Raw genomic sequence first — 21567 nt, forward strand, 5'->3', positions numbered from 1 at the left:
GGCCCTTGGGTCGTTGTTTCCTGACGCGGGTTACTCGCGGTTGCCGAGGAACTGCAGCAGGAACATGAACAGGTTGATGAAGTCGAGGTAGAGGTTCAACGCCCCCATGATCGCCGACTTGGCGAGCCATTCGCCGTCCATCGCGTGGGCATGCTGAAGGTATTCGGTCTTGAGCCGCTGGGTGTCATAGGCGGTGAGACCGGCGAAGATCAGCACACCGATTGCCGAGACCGCGAAGTGCAGCGCGGGCGAACCGAGGAAGATGTTCACGATCGACGCCACGATCAGGCCGATCAGGCCCATGATCAGAAAGGCACCCCAGCCCGAGATGTCTTTCTTCGTGGTGTAGCCCCAAAGGCTGAGGCCCGCGAAGGCGATCGCGGTGATCAGAAAGGTCTGCGCGATCGAGATGCCGGTGAAGGCGGCGAAGATCCACGAGATCGACAAGCCCATCACGGCCGCGAAGGCGTAGAAGTAGAGCTGTGCGCCGGCCGCGGAGAGGCGGTTGATCGCCGCGCCGAAGGCAAACACCATCACCAGCGGCAGAAACATGACGATCCAGCCGAGAATGTTGGGCGACAGCGTGATCGGATCGCGCAGGATCGACAGCAGCGCGTCGGAGGTGCCGAAGGCCCATGCCACGCCTGCCGTGACCAGCAGGCCAACGGACATCGTGCCGTAGACCTTGTTCATGTGGGCGCGCAGGCCCTCGTCGATCTGGGCGGTGCGGGCGCCAGTTGCCGCCGTCCGCATCGTCTTCAAATCAGCCATCTGTATCAGCCTCCTGAAAGCCAAACTGGGTCGCGTTGCCGACATGGAAACGCGTCAACTTGAATATCGTGGAGCTTGCCCCGGATTTCAAGGTTTTCCGGAGGCTTCGACGGCCCCGGTTAACGGGGCTGTGAAGGCAAGTCAGCGCGGCAGATCCCAGAACGGACGCTCGGCTTCGTGCTTGGCGATCATGCGGTCGATGCCGATATCGCGCAGCAGGCGGTCGTCGAGCGTGTCGAGACGGGTGCGCTGCTCGCGCACGGCGAGCGCGCGCCGAACCCACACCATCGGGTTGAAACTTGCGCGGCGGCTGTGGCGGGTGCCATGGTTGGCGGTGATCGTGAGCATCGGTATCTCCTGGCCTCAACGGAGGTGGTTTGTTGGTCGCCCCTCCCATTGCGTTAGATAGGGTCTCGCGGTACATAACGGAAATGAATGTTTTTTAGTTAACACATCACGGATCGTGATATGGCGCGCAACCTCGACATGACCGCGCTCAGGGCCTTCGTCACGGTTGCGCAGGTCGGCAGCGTAACCCGCGCGGCGGGGCTTCTGCACCTCACGCAATCGGCGGTGTCGATGCAGATCAAACGGCTCGAAGAAGCGCTCGGCCGGGCGCTGTTCGACCGTTCCGGGCGCGGCGTGGTGCTCACCGCCGATGGCGAGCAACTGCTCGGCCGGGCACGCCGGATGCTGGCGATCAACGACGAGATCTGGTCGCGCTTCACCGATGCCGCCTTCGAGGGCGAAATCGCGCTCGGGGTGCCGAACGACGTGGTCTACCCCGCCCTGCCGCCGGTGCTGCAACGCTTTCACGCCGACTTTCCCCGGATGAAGGTGACGTTGCATTCGTCCTACACGCAGCGGCTCAAGGACATGTTTCGCCGGGGGGATTGCGACCTGATCCTCACCACCGAAACCGCGCTCGACGCGGGCGGCGAAACGCTCGCCACCCTGCCGCTGGTCTGGGTCGGTGCCCCGGGCGGACAGGCCTGGCGCCAACGCCCGCTGCGGCTGGCCTTCGAGGCGCGCAACATCTTTCGCATCGAAGTGGAAGCCGCGCTGGATGCGGAAGGGATCGCCTGGGAAATGGCGGTGACCTCCGACATGACCCGCACCATCGAGGTGACCTGCGCCGCCGATCTCGCGGTGCACACCCTGCTCGAAGGCACGGTCCCGGCCACGCTGGAACCGATCGACCACGGCGGTGCGCTGCCCACGCTCGGGTCGATGCGGGTGAACCTTTACATCGCCGACACCCTGCGCGGCGAGGCGGGGCAGGCGCTGGTGGCGCTGTTGCGTCAGGCCTACGGGGCCGGTTGATCCGCACCCATGGTGACGACGATCTTGCCGGTGGACTTTCGCGCGCGCAGGGTCGCGTAGGCATCGCCCGCGCGCTCAAGCTCGAAAACATGGTTGACGTGGGGGGCAAGGCGGCCCTCCTCATACCAGCCGATCAGCTCCGCCATGCTCTCGCGAAGCGCGACCGGGTTGAAGTGGGCATAGCCACCCCACCAGAAACCAAGCACGTCGATGTTCTTGACCAGCAGGTGATTGGCGGGGATCTGCGGCACCTCGCCGGAGGCAAAGCCGACCGCAAGAATGCGGCCTTCGGGGTTTGTCGCGCCGAGGGCCGCGCGAAACTGGTCGCCGCCTACCGGGTCGTAGACCACATCCGCCCCGCCAAGCGCCTTCACCGCCGCCCGAATGTCGTCGCCGGTGCTGTCGATCAGGTGATCGGCCCCGGCGGCGGCGCAGACCGCAAGCTTGTCGGCCCCCCGGGCACAGGCGATCACCCTCGCGCCCATGAGCTTGCCGATCTCGATCGCGGTCAACCCCACGCCGCCCGCCGCACCGAGCACCAGGAGCGTTTCGCCGGCGGCGAGCCGGGCACGGCGGGCAAGCGCGAGGTGGCTGGTGCCATAGGCGACCTGGAAGGCGGCGGCGACGGAGAACGGCATCGCATCGGGGATCGGCAGGCAGGCCGCGGCGGGGAACGCGCCGCGTTCGGCCAGACCGCCCGATCCGGCCATCACCGCCACCCGCGTTCCCGACGCCGGGCCGGTCACGCCCGGGCCATGGCCGATGACGGTGCCGGCCAGCTCCATGCCGAGGGTGAACGGCGGCGGCGGGGTTTGCTGATAGGTGCCCTCGATCATCAGGAGATCGGCGAAGTTCAGCCCGCAGGCGGCGATATCGACGATGACTTCGCCGGGCCCGGCCTCGGGGGCGGGCATTTCGGCGAGTTCGGGTGCGGTGCCGGTGGCGGTGAGGCGATAGGCTTTCATAAGGGCTCTCCCAGTCTGCGTCACTTCACTACTCGACGTGTGGCCGCAAGGCGAGAGGCGGCGCGGGGATGCGGGCAGGCCTTGCGAGTGACCGGTGCGCAGGGCGAGGGTAATCGGTCGATTCGCGTTATGCGTGTATTTGTGGGGAATTCGGAATCTTGATTCGCAAATTGCGAGTGAACGTGCTAAACACGTTCTACGGGTATAACGAGGCCGGCCGGGTGGTCACGGAAATCCGCTTCACACCCGGTGTTTCCGAAGTAAACAACCAAAAAAACAGCGAAATATCGACCGAAACCAAACTGACCAAAAAGACAGGTTGTGGTTGTGGTGGCTGCCGTGGTTTTTGATCATACGGTCGGGAAGATCAAAGGAGAGCTATGATGAAACACCCTGTGGATGTCCACGTGGGCAAACGAATCCGTCACCGTCGCTGGATGGTGGGCATGACCCAGCAACAGCTTGCCGAGCGGGTTGGCATCAAGTTTCAGCAGATCCAGAAGTACGAAACCGGCATGAACCGCGTCAGTGCGTCGCGGCTTTGGGATATCTCCGAAACCCTTTCCGTCCCGGTCAGCTTCTTTTTCGAAGGCCTCGAAGCCGGCACCGGCAAGCCTGCCGAGTCGGCGCTGCCGGGCGATATCCTCGCCGACAAGGAAGCCCTTGAACTGGTGCGCTCCTACTACGCGATCCCTGAAAACCAGCGCCGGCGCCTCTTCGAGCTTGCCCGCGTTCTGTCCGACGCGGCTTGACGCCTGCCGCCTCATTGGCTACCGCCGGGGCAACCTGATCCCGGCGGGGCCATGAGCGATATCACATCCCAAACCCGAGATGACCTTCTCGCCACCGCCCTGGCGCTGGCGGATGCCGCGCGTCCGGCAACGCTTGCGCATTTCCGCGACGGGGCGCTTGCGGCCGACAACAAGGCGGTCGGCGGCTTCGATCCGGTAACCGCCGCCGACCGCGAGGCGGAACAGGCGATGCGCGCCACGCTCGCCCGGCTGCGCCCGGACGACGCGATCCTGGGCGAGGAATTCGGCTATCAGCCCGGCACCTCGGGGCTGACCTGGGTCCTCGATCCGGTCGACGGCACCCGCGCCTTCCTGTCCGGCACGCCGACCTGGGGCGTGCTGATCGCGGTCGGTGACGCGGCCGGCCCGCGCCTTGGCGTGATCGACCAGCCTTTCATCGGCGAGCGCTTCGTCGGTGGCTTCGGAGAGGCCTGGAGTGACGGTCCGACCGGGCACCGGATGTTGGCAACGCGTGCGCCTCGGCCACTTTCGCAAGCGATCCTGTTCACCACCTTCCCAGAGGTCGGCAGCGCCGCCGAGCGCGATGCCTTCCACGATCTCGCTGGCCGTGTGCGGCTCACCCGTTTCGGGCTGGATTGCTACGCCTATGCGCTGGTTGCGGCGGGGCAGATCGACCTCGTGGTCGAAGCCGGGTTGCAGGCCTACGACATCCAGGCACCGATGGCGGTGATCGAGGCGGCGGGCGGCGTGGTGACCGATTGGCGCGGGGGATCGGCACGGGATGGCGGACGGGTTCTGGCGGCGGCGAATGCCGAGATCCACGCCGCCGCACTCGAAGTGCTTTCGCGCGCGCCGCAGGATTGACGCAGGCGCGCCCGGCCGGGCGCGAATGAGGGAAGCGCGATGGACCTCCTGATCCGCGGCGCCGTTACGGTGCTGACGATGGACGACGCGATGCGCGAGCTTTCGGGGGCCGACGTGCTGATCCGCGATGGCGTGATCGCGGGCGTGGGGCAAGGGCTTGCCACCACCGGCGAGGTGGTCGAGGCGAAGGGCTGTGTTATTACCCCCGGCCTCGTCAACACCCACCACCACCTCTACCAGAGCCTTACGCGCGCCGTGCCGGGCGGGCAGGACGCGCTCCTGTTCGGCTGGCTCAAAACGCTCTACCCGATCTGGGCGCGCTTCGGCCCCGAGGAAATGCGCGTCTCCGCCCTCGTCGGGCTTTCGGAACTGGCGCTGTCGGGGTGCAGCATGTCGTCCGACCACCTCTATCTCTACCCGAACGGCGCGCGGCTCGATGACACGATCGACGCGGCAGCGGAGGTGGGCCTGCGCTTCCACCCCACACGCGGCGCGATGAGCATTGGCGAAAGCGCAGGCGGGCTGCCGCCCGATAGTCTCGTTGAGCGCGAGGCGGATATTCTCGACGATTGCATCCGGGTGATCGACGCCTTCCACGATCCCGCCCCGGGGGCGATGCTGCGCGTCGGCGTTGCGCCCTGTTCGCCGTTCTCGGTAAGCCGGGAGCTGATGCGCGATGCCGCGCTGCTGGCCCGCGACAAGGGCGTGATGCTGCATACCCACCTTGCCGAGAACGACGAGGATATCGCCTATAGCGAGGCGCAGTTCGGCATGCGCCCCGGACAATATGCCGAGGAGCTTGGCTGGACAGGGCCGGATGTCTGGCATGCCCATTGCGTCAAGCTGGACGGTGCCGAGATCGATCTCTTCGCCCGCACCAGAACCGGCGTCGCCCATTGCCCCTGCTCCAACTGTCGCCTCGGCTCGGGCATAGCGCCGGTGCGCACGATGCGCGACGCGGGCGTGAAGGTCGGGCTTGGCGTCGATGGCTCGGCCTCGAACGACGCTGGCAACCTCGTCGCCGAGGCGCGCCAGGCGATGCTGCTGCAGCGGGTGGCGCAGGGCGCCGACCGGATGAGCGCACGCGAAGCGTTGCGGATCGCCACGCGGGGCGGCGCGGAGGTGCTCGGCCGCGACGATTGCGGCCAGATCGCCCCCGGCAAGCGCGCCGATCTGGCGATCTGGGATACCTCCGGCATCGAGAGCGCGGGCAGCTGGGACCCGGCCGCGCTCCTGCTCGCCGGTCCAGCCCGAGTGCGCGATCTGTTCGTCGAGGGCCGCGCGGTGGTGCGCGCCGGCCGGATGGTCACCGTCGATCTGCCAAGGGCGGTCGAACACCACAACCGCCTTGCGCGCGCCCTCATGACCTGAGCGCGCGACGCTCTTCTTGGGTCCGAAAATACCTCGGGGGTGAATTGGCCGCAGGCCAAGAGGGGGCAGCGCCCCCTTCCTAGATCTGCCGTCCGCCGACGTAGGTGGCGCGAATCGCGCGGTCATCGCCCATCATGATCGTCGGGAACACCACCTCCCAGAGATCTGCGGCCCGTTCGGCGCGCTGGGCGATGGCCGGGGTCGAGGCAAGGTCGATCACCGCGAGATCGGCTTCGTAACCGGGGGCCAACGTGCCGATCCGGTCGCCGAGATGCAGCGCATGCGCGGAGCCCGCAGTGGCCAGCCACCAAAGCAGCGCCGGGTGCAGCACGGTGCCCCGCAGATGCGCCACCTCGTAGGCCGCCGCCATCGTGCGCAGCATCGAGAACGATGAGCCACCGCCAGTGTCGGTGGCCAGCCCGATGCGCTGGCCCTCGCGCATCAGCCCATCCATGTCGAACAGCCCCGAGCCTATGAAGGTATTGGAGGTCGGGCAATGGATCAGGCTGGCACCGGCTTCCTTCAGCCGGTCGCGTTCGCGGGGAGAAAGGTGGATCGCGTGGCCCATCAGGGCGCCCTCGCGCAGAAGCCCGAAGCGATCGTAGACATCGGTGTAATCGCGCGCCTCGGGGAACAGCTCGGCGACCCAGGCGATTTCCTCGTGCTGTTCGCTGAGGTGGGTCTGCATCAGCACTTCGGGGTGCTCGCCCCAGAGCGCACCGAGTGCCGAAAGCTGTTCGGGTGTCGAGGTCGGCGCGAAACGGGGGGTGATGACGTAGCCCAGCCGGTCGATACCGTGCCAGCGCTCGAGCAGTGCTTTCGACTCGTCGTAGGCGGATTGCGCCGTGTCGCGGAGGGCGTCGGGCGCATTGGCATCCATGCAGGTCTTGCCGCCGAGCGCGCGGAGCCCGCGCCTCTGTGCTTCGGTAAAATACGCCTCCACGCTTTCGGGGTGGATCGTGCAGTAACTCACCGTGGTGGTGGTGCCATTGGCCAGCGTGAGATCGAAGTAGCGCGCGGCGATCTCGGCGGCATGGGCCGGATCGCCGAACCGGGCTTCCTCGGGAAAGGTGTAGTGGTTGAGCCAGTCGATCAGCCGCTTGCCCCAACTCGCGATGATCGCGGTCTGCGGGTAATGCGCGTGGGCGTCGACGAAACCGGGCGAGATCAGCGCCGCGCCGTAATCGCTGACCGGCGCCTGCGGATGGGCGGCGCACACCTCCTCGGCGGGGCCGACGGCGACGATCCTTCCGGCCTCGATCGCCACGGCGCCGTGGCGCTCGTGGCGGATCGCCGCCTCGGGCGGCACCCGGAACGGGTTGTCGGTGAAGGTCAGGGTCTGGCCTTGGAGAATCTGCATCGCGCGCCTCATTGCCCGGCGCAGGACACTAGGGCCCCGCAGGCCCCTCGTCCACGCCTTTCCCCCTGTTCCTTGCGGCGACCTTCGCATATGGTCCGCGGCGCAAGCAGGGAGGGCAGCCATGGCCGAGGAACAGACCCCCGACAGCGCGGCGGAAGACGGCGGCTTCGAGCTCGATCGGGAGCGGATGCGTCCGGTCCAGGATGCGTTGGATGCCGGCGATGGCCCGGCGCTTGCGGCGCTGCTCGATCCGCTTCACCCGGCCGACGTCGCCGATATTCTCGAGCATCTCGACCGCAAGTCGCGGGTCGCCCTGGTGCGGCTCTACGGTCTGGCCTTCGATGGCGAGATCCTGTCTGAACTCGACGAGAACCTGCGCGAGGACGTGATCGCCGCGATGGCACCGGACGTGCTGGTCGAAGCGGTGCGCGACCTCGAATCCGATGATGTGGTCGACCTCATCGAAGACCTCGATGAGCCGCAGCAGGAAGCCATTCTCGATGCGCTTGAGGCCGGCGACCGGGTCGCCGTCGAAAAATCGCTGACCTACCCGGAGGAAACCGCCGGCCGCCTGATGCAGCGCGAGATGGTGGTGGCACCCGAACACTGGAACGTCGGCCAGGCCATCGACCACATGCGCGCCCATGACGATTTGCCCGAGCAGTTCTACCACGTCATCCTCGTCGATCCGCGGATGCGCCCGACCGGCTATGTCACCCTCGGCAAGATCATGTCGCACCCGCGCGGAATCCGGCTCGCCGACCTCTCGGAAGACAGTTTCCGCACCATTCCCGCGCTTCAGGACGAGGAAGAGGTGGCCTACGCTTTCAACCATTACCACCTGATCTCGGCACCCGTGGTCGACGAGGATGACCGGCTGGTGGGCGTCATCACGATCGACGACGCGATGGCGATCCTCGACGAGGAACACGAGGAAGACATCCTGCGGCTTGCCGGTGTCGGCGAGGGCTCGCTGTCGGACGGTGTGCTTGTGACAACCCGCCAGCGGCTTGCCTGGTTGAGCGTCAACCTCGGCACCGCGATCCTGGCCTCGCTGGTGATCGCGCAGTTCGAAGCGACGATCACGGCCTTTGTCGCGCTCGCGGTGCTGATGCCCATCGTTGCCTCGATGGGCGGCAACGCGGGCACCCAGTCGCTCACCGTGGCCGTGCGCGCGCTGGCGACGAAAGAACTCACCTCGGCCAATGTCTGGCGGGTGATCCGGCGTGAGATTCTCGTCGGCCTGTTGAACGGGCTGGTGTTCGCCGTGGTGATGGGGGGAATCGGCATCCTCTGGTTCGGCACCCCGCTGCTCGGTCTGGTGATCGCCATGGCGATGATCGTGAACCTCGTGGTGGCGGGCTTCGCCGGTGTGGGCGTTCCCGTGCTGCTCAACCGGATGGGCATCGACCCGGCGCTCGCCTCGGGCACCTTCGTAACCACCGTGACCGACGTGGTGGGCTTTTTCGCCTTCCTCGGCCTCGCCGCGGTGATCCTGCTATGACCTTGAACGACGAGAAGATGGCCGCGCGGGCGGCCGCGTTCGCGCGCCGCGCGGTGGCCCATCCGCGTGGACTCGACAGGGCGGCGCAAACCCGGCTGGCGGCGCTGCTTGCGCCCTACCGGGGACGGGTGCTGGCGGGCTACATGCCGATGCGCACTGAGGTCAATCCGCTGCCGGTGATGGCGGAAATGGCGCTGCACGGCAGCGTGGGGGTGCCGGTGATCGAGGCCAAGGGCCAGCCGCTCAGCTTTCGTCGCTGGCGTCCGGGCACCACGATGGTGGCGGGCACCTTCGGCGCGTTGATCCCGGAGGCGGGCGGCGAGGTGGTGCCCGAGGTGCTGATCGTGCCGCTCGTGGCCTTCGACCGGAGCGGCGGGCGGCTGGGCTACGGCGGCGGGTTCTACGACCGCACGCTCGAAGCCTTGCGGGCCACGCGCCCGACGCTGGCGATCGGCTACGCCTATGCCGCGCAGGAGGCCGAGGCGCTGCCGCTGGAACCCACCGACCAACCGCTCGATGCCATCGTCACCGACGCCTTCACCCTTACTTTCTGAACGTGCGCGACGTGTCGAAAACCCAGACCATAACCCCGCGGGCCATCTCGCGCCCGTTGCGCAGATCGCGCTTTGCGCTTAGGGAACAGCCATGAAGATCCTGTTTCTCGGAGATGTCGTCGGTCGGGCCGGGCGGCGTGCGATCACGGAGCACCTGCCCGGGCTGCGCGAACGCTGGAAGCTCGATTTCGTCGTGGTCAACGGCGAGAACGCCACCGGCGGGATGGGTCTTTCCGGCGAGCATGCCAAGTCCTTTCTTGCCGCAGGGGCCGACGTGGTCACGCTGGGCGATCATGCCTTCGACCAGAAGGACATGCTGAGCTTCTGCGAGCGCGAACCGCGGATCATCCGGCCGCTGAACTTCGCCAAGGGCGCGCCGGGCCGCGGCATCGGGGTCTATCCCGACACCCGCGGGCGCAAGGTGGTGGTGGCGCAGGTGCTGGGCCAGGTGTTCATGAAACGCGCCTTCGACGATCCGTTTTCGACTATCGAAGCCGCGCTCAAGCCCTATCCGCGCGGCGGGCAGGCACAGGCGATTCTGGTCGACATGCATTGCGAGGCCACCTCCGAGAAGATGGCGATGGGCCATTATCTCGATGGTCGGGCCTCGGTCGTGGTCGGCACCCACACCCATGTGCCCACGGCGGACGCGATGATCCTGCCCGGCGGCACCGCCTACCAGACCGACGCAGGCATGTGCGGCGACTACTACTCGGTGATCGGCATGGACAAGGCCGAGCCGATGCGCCGTTTCGTCACCGGCATGGCGAAATCCCGGTTCGAGCCGGCGATGGGCGAGGTCACGCTCTCGGGACTCTATGTCGAGACCGACGACACCACCGGAAAGGCCACGCGGGTGGAGATGGTGCGCGAAGGCGGACGGCTGGCGGCTTCGGGGCCGTGACCCCTTGCCGCGCGTGACCGCGCGGGCGAGACTGGGGGCAGCCACGGGGGCCGGTAATGGAATTCTTCGATTTCTCCCGCGACCTGCAGGCCGTCATCGCGCTCGGCGTGGTGGCGGCGATGTTCGCTCTGTTCCTGCGCGAGATATTTCCCACCGAGGTGGTGGCGATCGCGGGGGTGGCGGCGCTGCTGGTCACCGGCGTCCTGCCCTACGAGGCCGGGCTTGCGGTGCTGGCCAACCCGGCGCCATGGACGATCGCCGCGATGTTCATCATCATGGGCGCGCTGGTGCGCACCGGGGCGTTGGAATGGTTCACCCAGAAGGCGCAGGGGCAGGCGGGCGAGCGGCCCTACCTCGCGCTTGCGCTGCTGATGGGGCTGGTCGTCGTCGCCTCGGCCTTCGTGTCGAACACGCCGGTGGTGGTGGTGATGATCCCGGTCTTCATTCAACTGGCAAAGCAGATGGGGCTCGCGCCTTCCCGCGTGCTGATCCCGCTCTCCTACGGCGCGATCATGGGCGGCACGCTCACCTTGATCGGCACCTCGACCAACCTGCTGGTCGATGGCGTGGCCCGGGCGCAGGGGCTCGCGGCCTTCACGATCTTCGAGATCACCCCGCTCACCCTCGTGCTGGTGATCTGGGGCATGGGATATCTCTACCTGATCGCGCCGCGCCTGCTGCCCGAGCGCACATCGCTCGCGTCGCTGCTCACCGATCATGCGCGCAAGAAGTTTTTCACCGAGGCGGTGATCCCGCCCGAAAGCAACCTGATCGGGCGCGAGGTGCTCGGGGTGCAGCTTTTCCGGCGCGAGGGGGTGCGGCTGATCGACGTGATCCGGGGCGATCTGTCGCTCCGGCGTAACCTTGACGGCGTGCTCCTGCAGGTTGGCGACCGGGTGGTGCTGCGCACGCCGATGGCGGAACTTCTGTCGCTCCAGAACGATCCGAGCCTGAAGCGGGTCGATCAGGTTTCGGCGGTCGAGACCGCCACCGTCGAGGCGCTGATCACGCCGGAGTGCAGGATGGTCGGGCGCACGCTGGGGCAGTTGCGGCTGCGTCGGCGCTTCGGCATCTACGCGCTCGCGGTGCACCGGCGCAACCAGAACCTCGGCGGCCAGCTCGACGAAGTGAAGGTTCGGGTCGGCGACACGTTGCTGCTGGAAGGCGCGCCCGAAGACATCCAGCGCCTCGCCGTCGAGATGAACCTTGTCGACGTCGCCCGGCCCTCGGCGCGCGCATTCCGGCGCGGGCATGCGCCGGTGGCGGTCGGCGCGCTGATGGGCATCGTGGCGCTCGCGGCGCTCGGCGTGGCCCCGATCCTCGCGCTTGCGGTGGTGGCGGTGGCAGTGGTCTTCCTCACGCGGGCGGTGGACGCGGATGAGGCGTTTTCGTACGTCGATGGACGGCTTCTGGCGCTGATCTTCGCCATGCTTGCGATCGGTGCGGCACTGGAGGCCTCCGGGGCGGTGGCGCTCATTGCCGGGGCACTTGCACCGCATCTCGCCGGGTTGCCGCCCTTTTTCATCGTTTGGGCGATCTACCTGATGACCTCGGTGCTGACTGAACTGGTCTCCAACAACGCCGTGGCGGTGGTGGTCACGCCCATCGCCATCGGGCTGGCGCAGGCGCTCGGGCTCGATCCGCGCGGGCTGGTGGTGGCGGTGATGGTGGCCGCCTCCGCCGCCTTCGCCACCCCGATCGGCTACCAGACCAACACGCTGGTCTATGGCCCGGGCGGCTACCGCTTCACCGATTTCATGAAGGTGGGCATCCCGCTCAACCTTTCCATGGGATTGCTCGCCTCGGCGCTGATCCCGCTGATCTGGCCCTTGTGATCCCGTGCCAAACCGCCGCATTGATGCGGCCCCGCCCCGCCGCCACATCCCGCCCGTCACAGAGGGGATCGCCATGACGAAAGACCTGCGCCGCCAGACCGCCGATATTCTCGCGCTTCGGCACCTGACCATCGAGATGGCCGAGCCGGCGATGGCCTGGGGCTGGGCCATGGTCGACGGTGAGCGCTACTCCGACGGGATCTGGGCGCTCACCGCGCTCCAGCCGCCCTACTACTGGTCGGAAATCTCCGATCTCGTCGGCCAGATCGCCCGCGAGCAGCGGCTGGCGACGCCGTCGAGCCAGGATGAGGCGACGCAATGGCTCGCCTACGGCCATCTCGCAGACGTGTTGGCCTCGGGCGGCGAGGATTTCCAGTCGCTCAAGCTTGTCTCGCGGCTGTGGTTCGATCACGAGACCCCCGATCTGCACATCTTCTACCAGCTCAAGCACGCGATCCGCGAGGTCGAGGCGGAGGGCGTGCAGCGGCATGTGGAGGGGCTGACAGCCGAGAACTGGCACGAGGTGCTCTGCGATATCGCCCGCGACTGGCTGGCGGCACATCCGCGCCCCGATCCGTTCGGGGAAGACTGAAGCCGGGCCGGGCCCGGGTGGAGTCAGGCGAACAACACCGGCCAAAGCGACGCGAGCAGCGCGGCGGCCATCGTCCAGTTGAACACGGTGAGGCGGCGTGGGTTGGTCAGAAACCGGCGCATCTCGCGACCGAGCAAGGCCCAGACCGCGACCGTGGGCAGGTTGATCGCGCCGAAAATCAACGCGACGAGGCCGACGGCGGCGAGCGTCTGCCCGGGGGCATAGGCGGTGAGCGCGGTGAGCGCCATCGCCCAGGCCTTCGGGTTGACCCACTGAAAGCCGGCGGCCTGAAAGAAGGTGAACGGCTTGCCACCCGCGCGCGCGGAATCGGGCGCGCTGGCATGGGCGATTTTCCACGCCAGCCAGAGCATATAGATCACGGCGATGCCCTTCAGCACGTCGTAGGCCACCGGGAAGCGCTCGAACAACGCGACCAGTCCGAGGCCGAGCCCGAGGATCATCACCGAAAAGCCGATGCCGACGCCGAGCATGTGCGGCACCGTGCGGCGCATCCCGAAATTCGCGCCCGAGGCGAGCAGCATCATGTTGTTCGGCCCTGGCGTCGCGGAGGAGACGAAGGCGAAGGTTGCAAAGGCGAGGAAGAGTTCTGGCGTCATGCGCAATTGTTGCACGTTATTCCGGATAGAGGGTTGCGAACTGGTGGAGGTTTTCTGGAATTTGTGCAATGAATACATGAAATGGATAAGATTGACCAACGAATATTGCGCGAACTTACTCGCGATGGCCGCCTGCCCAACACCCAGCTTGCCGAGCGAGTCGGGTTGTCGCCCTCGGCCTGCCTGCGCCGGGTGCAGGAGCTTGAACGGCAGGGGGTGATCACCGGCTACCGCGCGGTGCTGAACCCGGCGGCGATGGGCAAGGGGTTCGTCGCCTACCTGACGGTCGGGCTTTCAGATCATTCCAAGACCGGGCAGGACCGGTTTGAACAGGCGGTGGCGACGATGCCTGAGGTGCGCGAATGCCACAACATCACCGGCACGGTGGAATACCTGCTGCGGGTCGAGGCGCACGATCTCGCTGCCTACAAGCGCTTCCACACCGACAAGCTCGGCGTGGTGCCGGGAGTGCGCCGGTTGACCACCCATGTGGTGATGGGGTCACCCAAGGACGAGCGCGGCTAGAGGGCGGCGGCCGCCCGGCACCGGCAAGGAATCTTGGGCCAGGGAAAGCGGCGGGCTTGCCGGCGGTCGGGGCCTTGCCATATAGAGGCGCGAACCGGGAACAACGCTTGGAGCACCTCATGGCTGGCCATTCAAAATGGGCAAACATCCAGCACCGCAAGGGACGGCAGGATGCCGCGCGGTCAAAACTCTTCTCGAAGCTGGCCAAGGAAATCACCGTGGCGGCGAAGATGGGCGATCCCGACCCGGAAAAGAACCCGCGCCTGCGCCTTGCGGTAAAAGAGGCAAAATCGCAATCCGTGCCCAAGGACGTGATCGACCGCGCGATCAAGAAGAGCCAGGGCGGCGATGCCGAGAACTACGACGAGATTCGCTACGAGGGCTATGGCCCCAATGGCGTGGCGATCATCGTCGAGGCGATGACCGACAACCGCAACCGCACCGCCTCCAACGTGCGTTCGACGTTTTCCAAGAACGGCGGAAACCTTGGCGAAACCGGCTCGGTGAGCTTCATGTTCGAGCGCAAGGGCGAGATTGTCTATCCTGCCAGCGCGGGCGACGACGAAGCGATCTTCGAGGCCGCGATCGAGGCCGGGGCGGAAGACGTGGAAAGCTCGGAGGACGGCCACATCGTCTACTGTGCAGATACCGATCTGAACGAGGTGTCGAGCGCGCTGGAGGCCACGCTTGGCGAATCCGAATCGACCAAGCTGATCTGGAAGCCCGCCACCACCACCGAGCTTGGCCTTGACGACATGCAAAAGCTGATGAAGCTGATCGACGCGCTCGAAGACGACGATGACGTGCAGAACGTCACCACCAATTTCGAGGCGACCGACGAGGTTCTGGCCCAACTGGAATAGGCGGCGTGCAGGGTCAGGGATGCACCCCGGACGGGCATAGCGAGCGCAGCGCGATGGTTCCCCAATCAAACCCGGCGTCGATACCCTGTTCGGCAAGCCATTTCGCCTGCAGCCGGTAGGCCTGCCATTCCGCGGCCTGGTGGCAATCCCATTCGAGGGTGTCGAACTGCGCTGCGTGAACCAGCTCGTGCAATAGCGCCGCGATCGCACGTGGGGCGCTGATGTCCCACCGCTCGACGAGATAGATCCGCCGCGATGACCGGTCGTAGGCGGCCACCATGTCATCCTCGACGATCAGTGAGTCGCCGCCATAGGCAAGGGTATCTTGCGGCGCGCAGAGCATGATCTCGGGCGGCCGGGTTGCGATCCCGGCGGTGTCCAGCGCGCTGTTGGTTTCGATCCAAGCGGTGAGGTCGGCCACCAGGGAGGCGAGTTCCGGCGCGGGGCAGGGGCCGTCGGCGCGCGCTCCCGAGGCGCTCAGGAGCATTGCGAGAAGAAGCAAGGCGCGGGCCATGCGCCAGCATGACACGGGCGCGCGCGACCGGACAAGAGCCCCTTGCACCCCCCGGGCCATTCGGGTCACATCGCGCCATGACCGAGGCGCGCGCATCCCAGACCGGCAGCCCCCTCGCGGGCGTCCTGTGGATGCTGGCGACGGGGCTCAACTTCGTCATGGTGACCGCGTTGGTGAAGATCGTCGGCAGCCGGATTCCCGCCGCCGAGAGCGCGTTTCTGCGCTACTTCCTCGGGCTGGTCTTCCTCGTGCCGATGTGGCGCCCGCTGCTTGCCGCGCCGCTGCCATGGCCGACGCTGGCGCTGTTCTCGGCGCGCGGGCTGGTGCACAGTCTCGGGGTGATCCTGTGGTTCTACGCCATGGCCAGCATTCCGATGGCCGAGGTGACCGCGATCAACTACCTCAACCCGGTTTTCGTCACCCTTGGTGCCGCGCTGATTTTCGGGGAAAAGCTCGCCGCGCGCCGCCTCGCGGCGATCGCCGCCGCCCTGCTCGGGGCCTTCATCATCCTGCGCCCCGGCCTGCGCGAGGTCCTGCCCGGCCACATCGCGATGCTGGGCACGGCGGTGCTGTTCGCTGCCTCCTACCTCATGGCCAACCGGCTTACCGCGTTGGTGCGCCCGGTGGTGGTGGTGGCGATGCTCTCGATCACCGTCACCATCGGCCTTGCCCCCTTCGCGCTGGTGAACTGGGTGCCGCCGACGCTGGCCGAACTGGGCTGGCTCTTCGGTGTCGCCGCCTTCGCCACCGCGGGGCACTACAGCATGACCCGCGCCTTCGCCAGCGCACCGATGACGGTGACCCAGCCGGTCACCTTCCTGCAACTGGTCTGGTCGGTGCTGATCGGCGCAATGTTCTTCGCCGAGCCGGCCGATATCTGGGTCATCCTCGGCGGCGGGCTGATCATCAGCGCGGTGAGCTTCATCACCTGGCGTGAAGCGGTGCTGAAGCGCCGGGTCACACCAGTGGTGAACGAACCCAAGATCTGACGGCGATTGCCCGGGGGAGGGCAGGCGCGTGGGGTCGGGCGCGATGCAGGCGGGGTTTCGAGGCTGGACGGAGCCGCCCGACTTCGGGCATAGGCTAGCGGCACCGCGCCTCGTCGCGATGGCACAACCGAACCGGCGCGATGAAACCGGGGACGCGGGAAAAACTGGATCGAGTACCAAGGCTCCCGCGCCAGGTGTGGAGGCCTGACAAATGGCGGAAGGCAGTATTGCAATGAAACGTGTATTCATCACCGGGACCGCGGGATTCATCGGGTTCCACCTTGCCCGCCTTCTGCTGTCGCAAGGCTATGCCGTGGCGGGTTTCGACGGGATGACCGACTATTACGACGTTGCCCTCAAGCAACGCCGCCACGCCATGCTCCTGCAAAGCGAAGCCTTCACCCGAACCGAGGCGATGCTGGAAGACGAGGGCGCGGTGAACCGGGCGGTCGACGCGTTCGCGCCCGACGTCATCGTGCATCTCGCGGCACAGGCCGGCGTGCGCTACAGCCTCGAAAACCCGCGCGCCTATATCGAGGCCAATATCGTCGGAACCTTCAACGTCATGGAGGCCGCGCGCAGGCATGAGGTTGACCACCTTCTGATGGCCTCGACCAGTTCGGTTTACGGTGCCAACACCGAGATGCCGTTTGACGAGGCGCAAAAGGCCGATACGCCGCTCACCATCTATGCCGCCACCAAGAAGGCGAACGAGGCGATGGGGCATTCCTACGCCCATATCCACGGCCTGCCGACAACGATGTTCCGGTTCTTCACCGTCTATGGCCCCTGGGGGCGGCCCGACATGGCGCTGTTCAAGTTCACCAAGGGTATTCTCGAAGGCACGCCCATCGACATCTACAACAACGGCGAAATGTGGCGCGATTTCACCTATATCGACGATCTCGTGCTCGGGATTCGCGGCTTGATCGACGCCGTGCCGGGCGGGCCGGAAACCGCTGTCGAGGGCGACAGCCTTTCACCGGCGGCACCGTTCCGGGTGGTCAATATCGGCAATTCCGACAAGGTGCGCCTGCTCGACTTCGTCGAGGCGATCGAGGCGGAAACCGGAAAGAAGGCGATCCGCAACTACATGCCAATGCAGACCGGCGATGTGCCGGCGACATGGGCCGACGCCACGCTGTTGCAGCGCCTGACCGGATACCACCCGCAAACGCCGATGCGGGACGGCGTGGCGCAATTCGTCCGCTGGTATCGCGACTACCACGAAATCTGATGCGCGGCCTCAGAGGTTCTCCGACTGCGGCATGCCGAGCACGTGGAAGCCGGAATCCACGGTGACGATCTCGCCGGTGGTGCAACTGCCGTAGTCCGAGGCAAGGTAGGCCGCTGTGCCGCCGACCGCTTCGAGGGTGGCGTTGTGGCGCAGGGGCGCGTTCGCCTCGGTATGGCGGTAGGTTTTTCGCGCGCCGCCGATCGCCGCGCCGGCCAGCGTTTTCATCGGGCCGGGGCTGATCGCGTTCACCCGGATGCCCTCGGGGCCGAGATCGTTGGCGAGGTAGCGCACGCTGGCTTCGAGCGCCGCCTTGGCCACGCCCATGACGTTGTAGAACGGCGTCACCCGGTTCGAACCGTAGGTCATGGTGAGCATGGTGCCGCCTTCGGTCATCTTCTCGCGGGCACGGCGGGCGACCTCGATGAAGGAATAGCACGAGATGTCGAGCGAGGTCTTGAAGTTCGCGCGGCTGGTGTCGATGAACCGGCCCTGCAGCTCGGACTTGTCGGAATAGGCGATGGCGTGAACGAGGATGTCGATCCGGTCCCAGCGCTGCCAGAGCGCCGCAAAACCGGCATCGAGCGCCGCGTCGTCGGTCACGTCCATGTCGACGAGCAGATCGGAGCCGAGCGAGGCCGCGAGCGGTTCGACCCGTTTGCCGAAGGCCTCGCCCTGGTAGGAGAAGGCCAGCTCCGCGCCCTCTGCGGCGAAGGTCTTGGCGATGCCCCATGCAATCGAGCGTTCATTTGCCACGCCCATGATCAGGGCGCGCTTGCCGGTCAAAAGATCCGCCATGTAATTTACTCCTGAAACCGAGAGAGCAGCATCGAGCCGTTGGTGCCGCCGAACCCGAAGCTGTTGGTCATCACCGTGTCGAGACCGGCGTTTTCCACCAGCGCGGTGGCGACTTCACCCGGTTTGATCGCCGGATCGAGAGTGTCGACGTTGATCGAGGGGGCGATGAAATCGTCGCGCAGCATGAGCAGGCAATAGATCGCCTCCTGCGCCCCGGTCGCGCCCTGGCTGTGGCCGGTCATCGACTTGGTGGAGCTGATCGGCGGGGTGGTGCCTTCGCCGAACACCCGGCGCACCGCTTCCACTTCTCCGACATCGCCCACCGGCGTGGAGGTGCCGTGGGCGTTGATATATGACACTTTGCGACCTTCGGGCAGGGTTTGCAGCGCCAGCCGCATGGCCCGTTCGCCGCCCTCGCCGGAGGGGGCGACCATGTCGTGCCCGTCGGAGGTGGCGGCGAAGCCGGTGACCTCGGCATAGATCTTCGCGCCCCGCGCTTGTGCGTGTTCGAGGCTTTCGAGCACCACCATGCCGCCGCCGCCGCCGATCACGAAGCCGTCGCGCTCGGCGTCGAAGGCGCGCGACGCCTTCTCGGGGGTGTCGTTGAATTTCGAGCTCATCGCGCCCATCGCGTCGAACAGGCAGGACAGCGTCCAGTCGAGTTCCTCGCCGCCGCCGGCGAACATCACGTCCTGCTTGCCCATCATGATCTGTTCGGCGGCGCTGCCGATGCAGTGCAGCGAGGTCGAGCAGGCGGAGGTGATCGAGTAATTGATCCCCTTGATCTGGAACGCGGTGGCGAGGTTGGCGCTGATGGTGGACCCCATGCACTTGGGCACCGCGAAGGGGCCGATGCGCTTGGTGGCACCGGTTTCGAGCACGCTCTGGTGGGCGGCGAACATCGCGGAGGTCGAGGGCCCGCCCGACCCGGCGATCAACCCGGTGCGCGGGTTCGAGATCGTGGCCGCGTCAAGCCCCGCATCGCTGATCGCCTGTTGCATCGAGATATGGGCATAGGCCGCACCCGGCCCCATGAAGCGCAAGGCCCGCTTGTCGACATGCGCCTTGATGTCGATATCCGGTGCCCCGGCGATCTGGCTGCGAAAGCCCCGCTCGGCCATGTCGGCGTTGGCGGTGATGCCGGACTTGCCCGCTTTGAGACTGGCAAGCACCTCCTCGGCAGAATTGCCGATGGCGGAGACGATCCCCAACCCGGTGACGACGACGCGACGCATGGCGTTCTCCCTGTTTTGGCTGGGATCGTGTGTAGTGCAGGCGGGCGGGGCGGGGCAAGGGGGGAGGGGCCGGCCGATGCGGCCCTGACACCCTTTCGCCCAGGGGGTATCAGCGTCTTTCGGCGCAAGAATCCTGACGGACTGCGATCTGCCAGCCGGGCTCCACAATATCCCAAGTTGCCTCACAGATTGTCGTGCCGCACGTTCGAGATACAGAGGCGCGACGAGCGGGAAAAAGCCGCCAACCGCTGCACTTGATCGCCGCAGCCAATTCTTCAATCGACGGGCGGTCTCCTCCGGCAATTCTGTTTTCGCCCATTTTTTTTCGCTGTCGCTTTTGTTTTCGAGTATGGAAGTAGATCGAAATCGGCAGGATGTTGCCGAACCTCACGATTGCCTGGTCATGAGGATGACTCTTTTATAGTGCCAACTTATAATGTTTGCAGCAGAATTTATTCTGCAGAGAAAAGCAGTTATATATTTCCGTCGGATGCAGGACCCCCTGCCTCGCGGCATTCTGCTGAATATACGGAAAGGAAATGACATGTTCAGATCCATGCTGATCGCAGGTATTGCAGCTCCGCTTTTTATGCAGGGAGCAGCAGCGCAAGACTCCGACCAAGACTCCGACGACGTGATTGTCGAGTCGCAGGAATTCGAGGAAGTCCGCGGTGACTGGGTTCTTGGCGCCCGGGTGTTAACGCCAGAAGGCGTGAGGATCGGCTACATTGAAGACTTGATTATCGGCAAAGAGAATGGATCGGTGAATGCCGCCGTTATCTCTGTCGGTGGTTTTCTTGGGTTCGGCTCAAAAGAAATCGCCGTGGATTGGTCTGAGCTTGAGTTGAATTACGACGCGAATGACGTGCGACTCGGTATCACGCAGGAGGAGGCTGAAGAGGCCCCGGAGTATAACTTCCGGGGGCGGGAACAGATTCCCGTTGAAGAGCCAGTGACGACAGATGGTGTTGGAACAGGTGCCGGGACGGGCACAGGGGCAACCACCGGCAACTGAATACTTCTCAGGTCAACTCATGGCCCTGTCAGGCGCGAGCAGGTTTTTGCTCGCGTCGCTTTTCGGGTGCGGGGCTATCGCCAAGAACGTTACTCCCGCGACGTTTGAAATCGCCAGGTCCGGAAACGGTTTGTCGGTGCCAAGGTAACGAAACGGGAGATCGGCCCGCCGTTGGCTTCGAACACGCCACCCACCACGCCCATCGTCAGGCTGCGGGTCTGCGCGACCTTGAACAAGGGGCGCGCCGGCACGAGATTGAGTTTGGTCGGACGGGCATGGGGAGTATGCTGGTGGTGAGCGAAACCGTCGTTTCCAGAGATCTGCCGCGCCGGCGGCTCTGGGCCGAGTTCCTCGGCTTCTTCCTGGTCTTGCCGGTTTCCGTGGCGGTCCTGCTGCCGGCGACCGCGATGTTCCCGATCCTGTTTTCCTCGACGATGATCGGGCTCGTGCTTCTGCACATTACACCCGGTTTTCGCTGGCGCGACCTGTTGCGCGGTTGGCGCGGGATCGACTGGCGGGCGGTGGCGGTGTTCGCGCTGATTGCCTTGGCGGTGTCTCTCGCCGTGCTCCTGGCGATGCGGCCCGAGGCTTTCCTGATGGTGTTTCGTCTCGATCCCTGGCTTTGGCTGGCGATCATGGTGTTCTATCCCCTCGTCTCGGCCTTGCCGCAGGAGATCGTGTTCCGGCCGCTGTTCTTCCGCCGCTACGGAGCGATCCTGCCGCCAGCGCGGGCCGCGCTGGTGCTCAATGCCGCGGTCTTCTCGCTGGCTCACCTGCTCTACTGGAACTGGATCGTCGCGACGATGACCTTTGCCGGCGGGCTGGTGTTCGCATGGGCCTACGAGGAGCGGCGCTCGTTCCCGATGGCGGTGATCCTGCACGCAATCGCGGGCAATATCCTGTTCACCGTGGGGATGGGTGTGTTCTTCTACAGCGGCAACGTCGTGCGGCCATTCTGAATGGGGCAAAAGACAATGCTGCG

Annotated in this window: 23 protein-coding genes; 15 read left to right on the forward strand and 8 right to left on the reverse strand. The window is 65.8% G+C overall.

All coding sequences use genetic code 11. The annotated features are described in order from the left end of the window. Positions 1-30 precede the first annotated feature (30 nt). A complete protein-coding gene (locus tag B9Y97_RS12455) occupies positions 31-771 on the reverse strand; it encodes a Bax inhibitor-1/YccA family protein (RefSeq protein ID WP_085527041.1) in 741 nt (246 codons plus the stop codon). 141 nt (positions 772-912) lie between these two features. After that, positions 913-1119: a DUF1127 domain-containing protein gene (locus B9Y97_RS12460; protein ID WP_085527042.1), complete on the reverse strand. Its 207-nt coding sequence runs from the start codon at positions 1117-1119 to the stop codon at positions 913-915. Positions 1120-1239: 120 nt separating this feature from the next. On the opposite strand from B9Y97_RS12460, the gene B9Y97_RS12465 reads away from it, so the two are divergent. Further along, a complete protein-coding gene (locus B9Y97_RS12465) occupies positions 1240-2094 on the forward strand; it encodes a LysR family transcriptional regulator (RefSeq protein WP_085527043.1) in 855 nt (284 codons plus the stop codon). Here B9Y97_RS12465 and B9Y97_RS12470 read toward each other — a convergent pair. Then, a complete protein-coding gene (locus B9Y97_RS12470; protein WP_085527044.1) occupies positions 2079-3059 on the reverse strand; it encodes an NADPH:quinone oxidoreductase family protein in 981 nt (326 codons plus the stop codon). The genes B9Y97_RS12465 and B9Y97_RS12470 overlap by 16 nt on opposite strands. A 383-nt stretch (positions 3060-3442) precedes the next feature. On the opposite strand from B9Y97_RS12470, the gene B9Y97_RS12475 reads away from it, so the two are divergent. The 3 genes from B9Y97_RS12475 to B9Y97_RS12485 are packed head-to-tail and all read left to right on the forward strand — an operon-like array spanning position 3443 to position 6046. Beyond that, a complete protein-coding gene (locus B9Y97_RS12475) occupies positions 3443-3811 on the forward strand; it encodes a helix-turn-helix domain-containing protein (protein ID WP_085528242.1) in 369 nt (122 codons plus the stop codon). Between the two features lie 51 nt (positions 3812-3862). Next, positions 3863-4675 (forward strand): inositol monophosphatase family protein, encoded by an 813-nt coding sequence (locus B9Y97_RS12480; RefSeq protein ID WP_085527045.1) that lies wholly within the window; start codon positions 3863-3865, stop codon positions 4673-4675. Positions 4676-4714: 39 nt separating this feature from the next. Beyond that, positions 4715-6046, forward strand: a complete 1332-nt coding sequence (locus B9Y97_RS12485) for an 8-oxoguanine deaminase (RefSeq protein ID WP_085527046.1) — start codon at positions 4715-4717, stop codon at positions 6044-6046. A gap of 79 nt (positions 6047-6125) precedes the next feature. On the opposite strand, the gene guaD is transcribed toward B9Y97_RS12485, so the two are convergent. Then, entirely contained in the window at positions 6126-7406 is a 1281-nt protein-coding gene (gene guaD / locus B9Y97_RS12490; protein ID WP_085527047.1) for a guanine deaminase, read from the reverse strand. 121 nt (positions 7407-7527) lie between these two features. On the opposite strand from guaD, the gene mgtE reads away from it, so the two are divergent. From mgtE to B9Y97_RS12515, 5 genes are all read left to right on the forward strand, one after another. Continuing rightward, positions 7528-8910 carry a magnesium transporter gene (gene mgtE / locus B9Y97_RS12495; RefSeq protein WP_085527048.1) on the forward strand — a complete coding sequence of 461 codons (1383 nt, stop codon included), beginning with the start codon at positions 7528-7530 and terminating at the stop codon, positions 8908-8910. Then, entirely contained in the window at positions 8907-9464 is a 558-nt protein-coding gene (locus B9Y97_RS12500) for a 5-formyltetrahydrofolate cyclo-ligase (RefSeq protein WP_085527049.1), read from the forward strand. The genes mgtE and B9Y97_RS12500 overlap by 4 nt, the downstream gene beginning before the upstream one ends. Positions 9465-9555: 91 nt before the next feature. Then, a complete protein-coding gene (locus tag B9Y97_RS12505; RefSeq protein ID WP_085527050.1) occupies positions 9556-10368 on the forward strand; it encodes a TIGR00282 family metallophosphoesterase in 813 nt (270 codons plus the stop codon). 56 nt (positions 10369-10424) lie between these two features. Continuing rightward, on the forward strand, positions 10425-12203 hold the full coding sequence (locus B9Y97_RS12510; RefSeq protein WP_085527051.1) for an SLC13 family permease: 1779 nt from the start codon (positions 10425-10427) through the stop codon (positions 12201-12203). 73 nt (positions 12204-12276) lie between these two features. Next, complete coding sequence (locus tag B9Y97_RS12515; protein WP_085527052.1) at positions 12277-12795, forward strand: hypothetical protein; 519 nt, start codon at positions 12277-12279, stop codon at positions 12793-12795. Positions 12796-12818: 23 nt separating this feature from the next. On the opposite strand, the gene B9Y97_RS12520 is transcribed toward B9Y97_RS12515, so the two are convergent. Then, on the reverse strand, positions 12819-13412 hold the full coding sequence (locus B9Y97_RS12520; protein ID WP_085527053.1) for a LysE family translocator: 594 nt from the start codon (positions 13410-13412) through the stop codon (positions 12819-12821). An 81-nt stretch (positions 13413-13493) separates the two neighbouring features. Here B9Y97_RS12520 and B9Y97_RS12525 point away from each other — a divergent pair, with 81 nt between their 5' ends. Both B9Y97_RS12525 and B9Y97_RS12530 read left to right on the forward strand, forming a co-directional pair. After that, on the forward strand, positions 13494-13937 hold the full coding sequence (locus tag B9Y97_RS12525) for an Lrp/AsnC family transcriptional regulator (protein ID WP_085527054.1): 444 nt from the start codon (positions 13494-13496) through the stop codon (positions 13935-13937). A gap of 119 nt (positions 13938-14056) precedes the next feature. After that, a complete protein-coding gene (locus B9Y97_RS12530; protein WP_085527055.1) occupies positions 14057-14800 on the forward strand; it encodes a YebC/PmpR family DNA-binding transcriptional regulator in 744 nt (247 codons plus the stop codon). Between the two features lie 13 nt (positions 14801-14813). Here the strand turns inward: B9Y97_RS12530 and B9Y97_RS12535 are convergent, their stop codons facing one another. Further along, on the reverse strand, positions 14814-15314 hold the full coding sequence (locus tag B9Y97_RS12535; RefSeq protein WP_085527056.1) for a DUF6647 family protein: 501 nt from the start codon (positions 15312-15314) through the stop codon (positions 14814-14816). Positions 15315-15391: 77 nt separating this feature from the next. Between B9Y97_RS12535 and B9Y97_RS12540 the strand changes: the two genes are divergently transcribed. Beyond that, a complete protein-coding gene (locus B9Y97_RS12540; protein ID WP_085527057.1) occupies positions 15392-16303 on the forward strand; it encodes a DMT family transporter in 912 nt (303 codons plus the stop codon). Positions 16304-16535: 232 nt separating this feature from the next. Next, entirely contained in the window at positions 16536-17540 is a 1005-nt protein-coding gene (locus tag B9Y97_RS12545; RefSeq protein ID WP_139828300.1) for an NAD-dependent epimerase/dehydratase family protein, read from the forward strand. A gap of 9 nt (positions 17541-17549) precedes the next feature. Here B9Y97_RS12545 and B9Y97_RS12550 read toward each other — a convergent pair whose 3' ends face one another. Further along, a complete protein-coding gene (locus B9Y97_RS12550) occupies positions 17550-18335 on the reverse strand; it encodes an enoyl-ACP reductase FabI (protein ID WP_085527058.1) in 786 nt (261 codons plus the stop codon). Positions 18336-18340: 5 nt separating this feature from the next. Continuing rightward, on the reverse strand, positions 18341-19570 hold the full coding sequence (gene fabB / locus B9Y97_RS12555) for a beta-ketoacyl-ACP synthase I (protein WP_085527059.1): 1230 nt from the start codon (positions 19568-19570) through the stop codon (positions 18341-18343). Between the two features lie 544 nt (positions 19571-20114). Between fabB and B9Y97_RS12560 the strand changes: the two genes are divergently transcribed. Continuing rightward, positions 20115-20585, forward strand: coding sequence for a PRC-barrel domain-containing protein (locus B9Y97_RS12560; RefSeq protein WP_217809456.1), 471 nt, complete (start codon positions 20115-20117; stop codon positions 20583-20585). A gap of 275 nt (positions 20586-20860) precedes the next feature. Beyond that, positions 20861-21544 carry a CPBP family intramembrane glutamic endopeptidase gene (locus B9Y97_RS12565; RefSeq protein ID WP_254900915.1) on the forward strand — a complete coding sequence of 228 codons (684 nt, stop codon included), beginning with the start codon at positions 20861-20863 and terminating at the stop codon, positions 21542-21544. The last annotated feature ends 23 nt before the right edge of the window (positions 21545-21567 follow it).

This window comes from Maritimibacter sp. HL-12 (genome assembly GCF_900177545.1).
Lineage (GTDB): Bacteria > Pseudomonadota > Alphaproteobacteria > Rhodobacterales > Rhodobacteraceae > Sinisalibacter.

What these genes read in the sequence shown, in the direction of transcription:
- B9Y97_RS12455 (WP_085527041.1), bottom strand. Translation starts at nt 771, where the DNA reads ATGGCTGATTTGAAGACGATGCGGACGGCGGCAACTGGCGCCCGCACC.
- B9Y97_RS12460 (WP_085527042.1), bottom strand. Translation starts at nt 1,119, where the DNA reads ATGCTCACGATCACCGCCAACCATGGCACCCGCCACAGCCGCCGCGCA.
- B9Y97_RS12465 (WP_085527043.1), top strand. Translation starts at nt 1,240, where the DNA reads ATGGCGCGCAACCTCGACATGACCGCGCTCAGGGCCTTCGTCACGGTT.
- B9Y97_RS12470 (WP_085527044.1), bottom strand. Translation starts at nt 3,059, where the DNA reads ATGAAAGCCTATCGCCTCACCGCCACCGGCACCGCACCCGAACTCGCC.
- B9Y97_RS12475 (WP_085528242.1), top strand. Translation starts at nt 3,443, where the DNA reads ATGAAACACCCTGTGGATGTCCACGTGGGCAAACGAATCCGTCACCGT.
- B9Y97_RS12480 (WP_085527045.1), top strand. Translation starts at nt 3,863, where the DNA reads ATGAGCGATATCACATCCCAAACCCGAGATGACCTTCTCGCCACCGCC.
- B9Y97_RS12485 (WP_085527046.1), top strand. Translation starts at nt 4,715, where the DNA reads ATGGACCTCCTGATCCGCGGCGCCGTTACGGTGCTGACGATGGACGAC.
- guaD (WP_085527047.1), bottom strand. Translation starts at nt 7,406, where the DNA reads ATGCAGATTCTCCAAGGCCAGACCCTGACCTTCACCGACAACCCGTTC.
- mgtE (WP_085527048.1), top strand. Translation starts at nt 7,528, where the DNA reads ATGGCCGAGGAACAGACCCCCGACAGCGCGGCGGAAGACGGCGGCTTC.
- B9Y97_RS12500 (WP_085527049.1), top strand. Translation starts at nt 8,907, where the DNA reads ATGACCTTGAACGACGAGAAGATGGCCGCGCGGGCGGCCGCGTTCGCG.
- B9Y97_RS12505 (WP_085527050.1), top strand. Translation starts at nt 9,556, where the DNA reads ATGAAGATCCTGTTTCTCGGAGATGTCGTCGGTCGGGCCGGGCGGCGT.
- B9Y97_RS12510 (WP_085527051.1), top strand. Translation starts at nt 10,425, where the DNA reads ATGGAATTCTTCGATTTCTCCCGCGACCTGCAGGCCGTCATCGCGCTC.
- B9Y97_RS12515 (WP_085527052.1), top strand. Translation starts at nt 12,277, where the DNA reads ATGACGAAAGACCTGCGCCGCCAGACCGCCGATATTCTCGCGCTTCGG.
- B9Y97_RS12520 (WP_085527053.1), bottom strand. Translation starts at nt 13,412, where the DNA reads ATGACGCCAGAACTCTTCCTCGCCTTTGCAACCTTCGCCTTCGTCTCC.
- B9Y97_RS12525 (WP_085527054.1), top strand. Translation starts at nt 13,494, where the DNA reads ATGGATAAGATTGACCAACGAATATTGCGCGAACTTACTCGCGATGGC.
- B9Y97_RS12530 (WP_085527055.1), top strand. Translation starts at nt 14,057, where the DNA reads ATGGCTGGCCATTCAAAATGGGCAAACATCCAGCACCGCAAGGGACGG.
- B9Y97_RS12535 (WP_085527056.1), bottom strand. Translation starts at nt 15,314, where the DNA reads ATGGCCCGCGCCTTGCTTCTTCTCGCAATGCTCCTGAGCGCCTCGGGA.
- B9Y97_RS12540 (WP_085527057.1), top strand. Translation starts at nt 15,392, where the DNA reads ATGACCGAGGCGCGCGCATCCCAGACCGGCAGCCCCCTCGCGGGCGTC.
- B9Y97_RS12545 (WP_139828300.1), top strand. Translation starts at nt 16,536, where the DNA reads ATGAAACGTGTATTCATCACCGGGACCGCGGGATTCATCGGGTTCCAC.
- B9Y97_RS12550 (WP_085527058.1), bottom strand. Translation starts at nt 18,335, where the DNA reads ATGGCGGATCTTTTGACCGGCAAGCGCGCCCTGATCATGGGCGTGGCA.
- fabB (WP_085527059.1), bottom strand. Translation starts at nt 19,570, where the DNA reads ATGCGTCGCGTCGTCGTCACCGGGTTGGGGATCGTCTCCGCCATCGGC.
- B9Y97_RS12560 (WP_217809456.1), top strand. Translation starts at nt 20,115, where the DNA reads ATGTTCAGATCCATGCTGATCGCAGGTATTGCAGCTCCGCTTTTTATG.
- B9Y97_RS12565 (WP_254900915.1), top strand. Translation starts at nt 20,861, where the DNA reads ATGGGGAGTATGCTGGTGGTGAGCGAAACCGTCGTTTCCAGAGATCTG.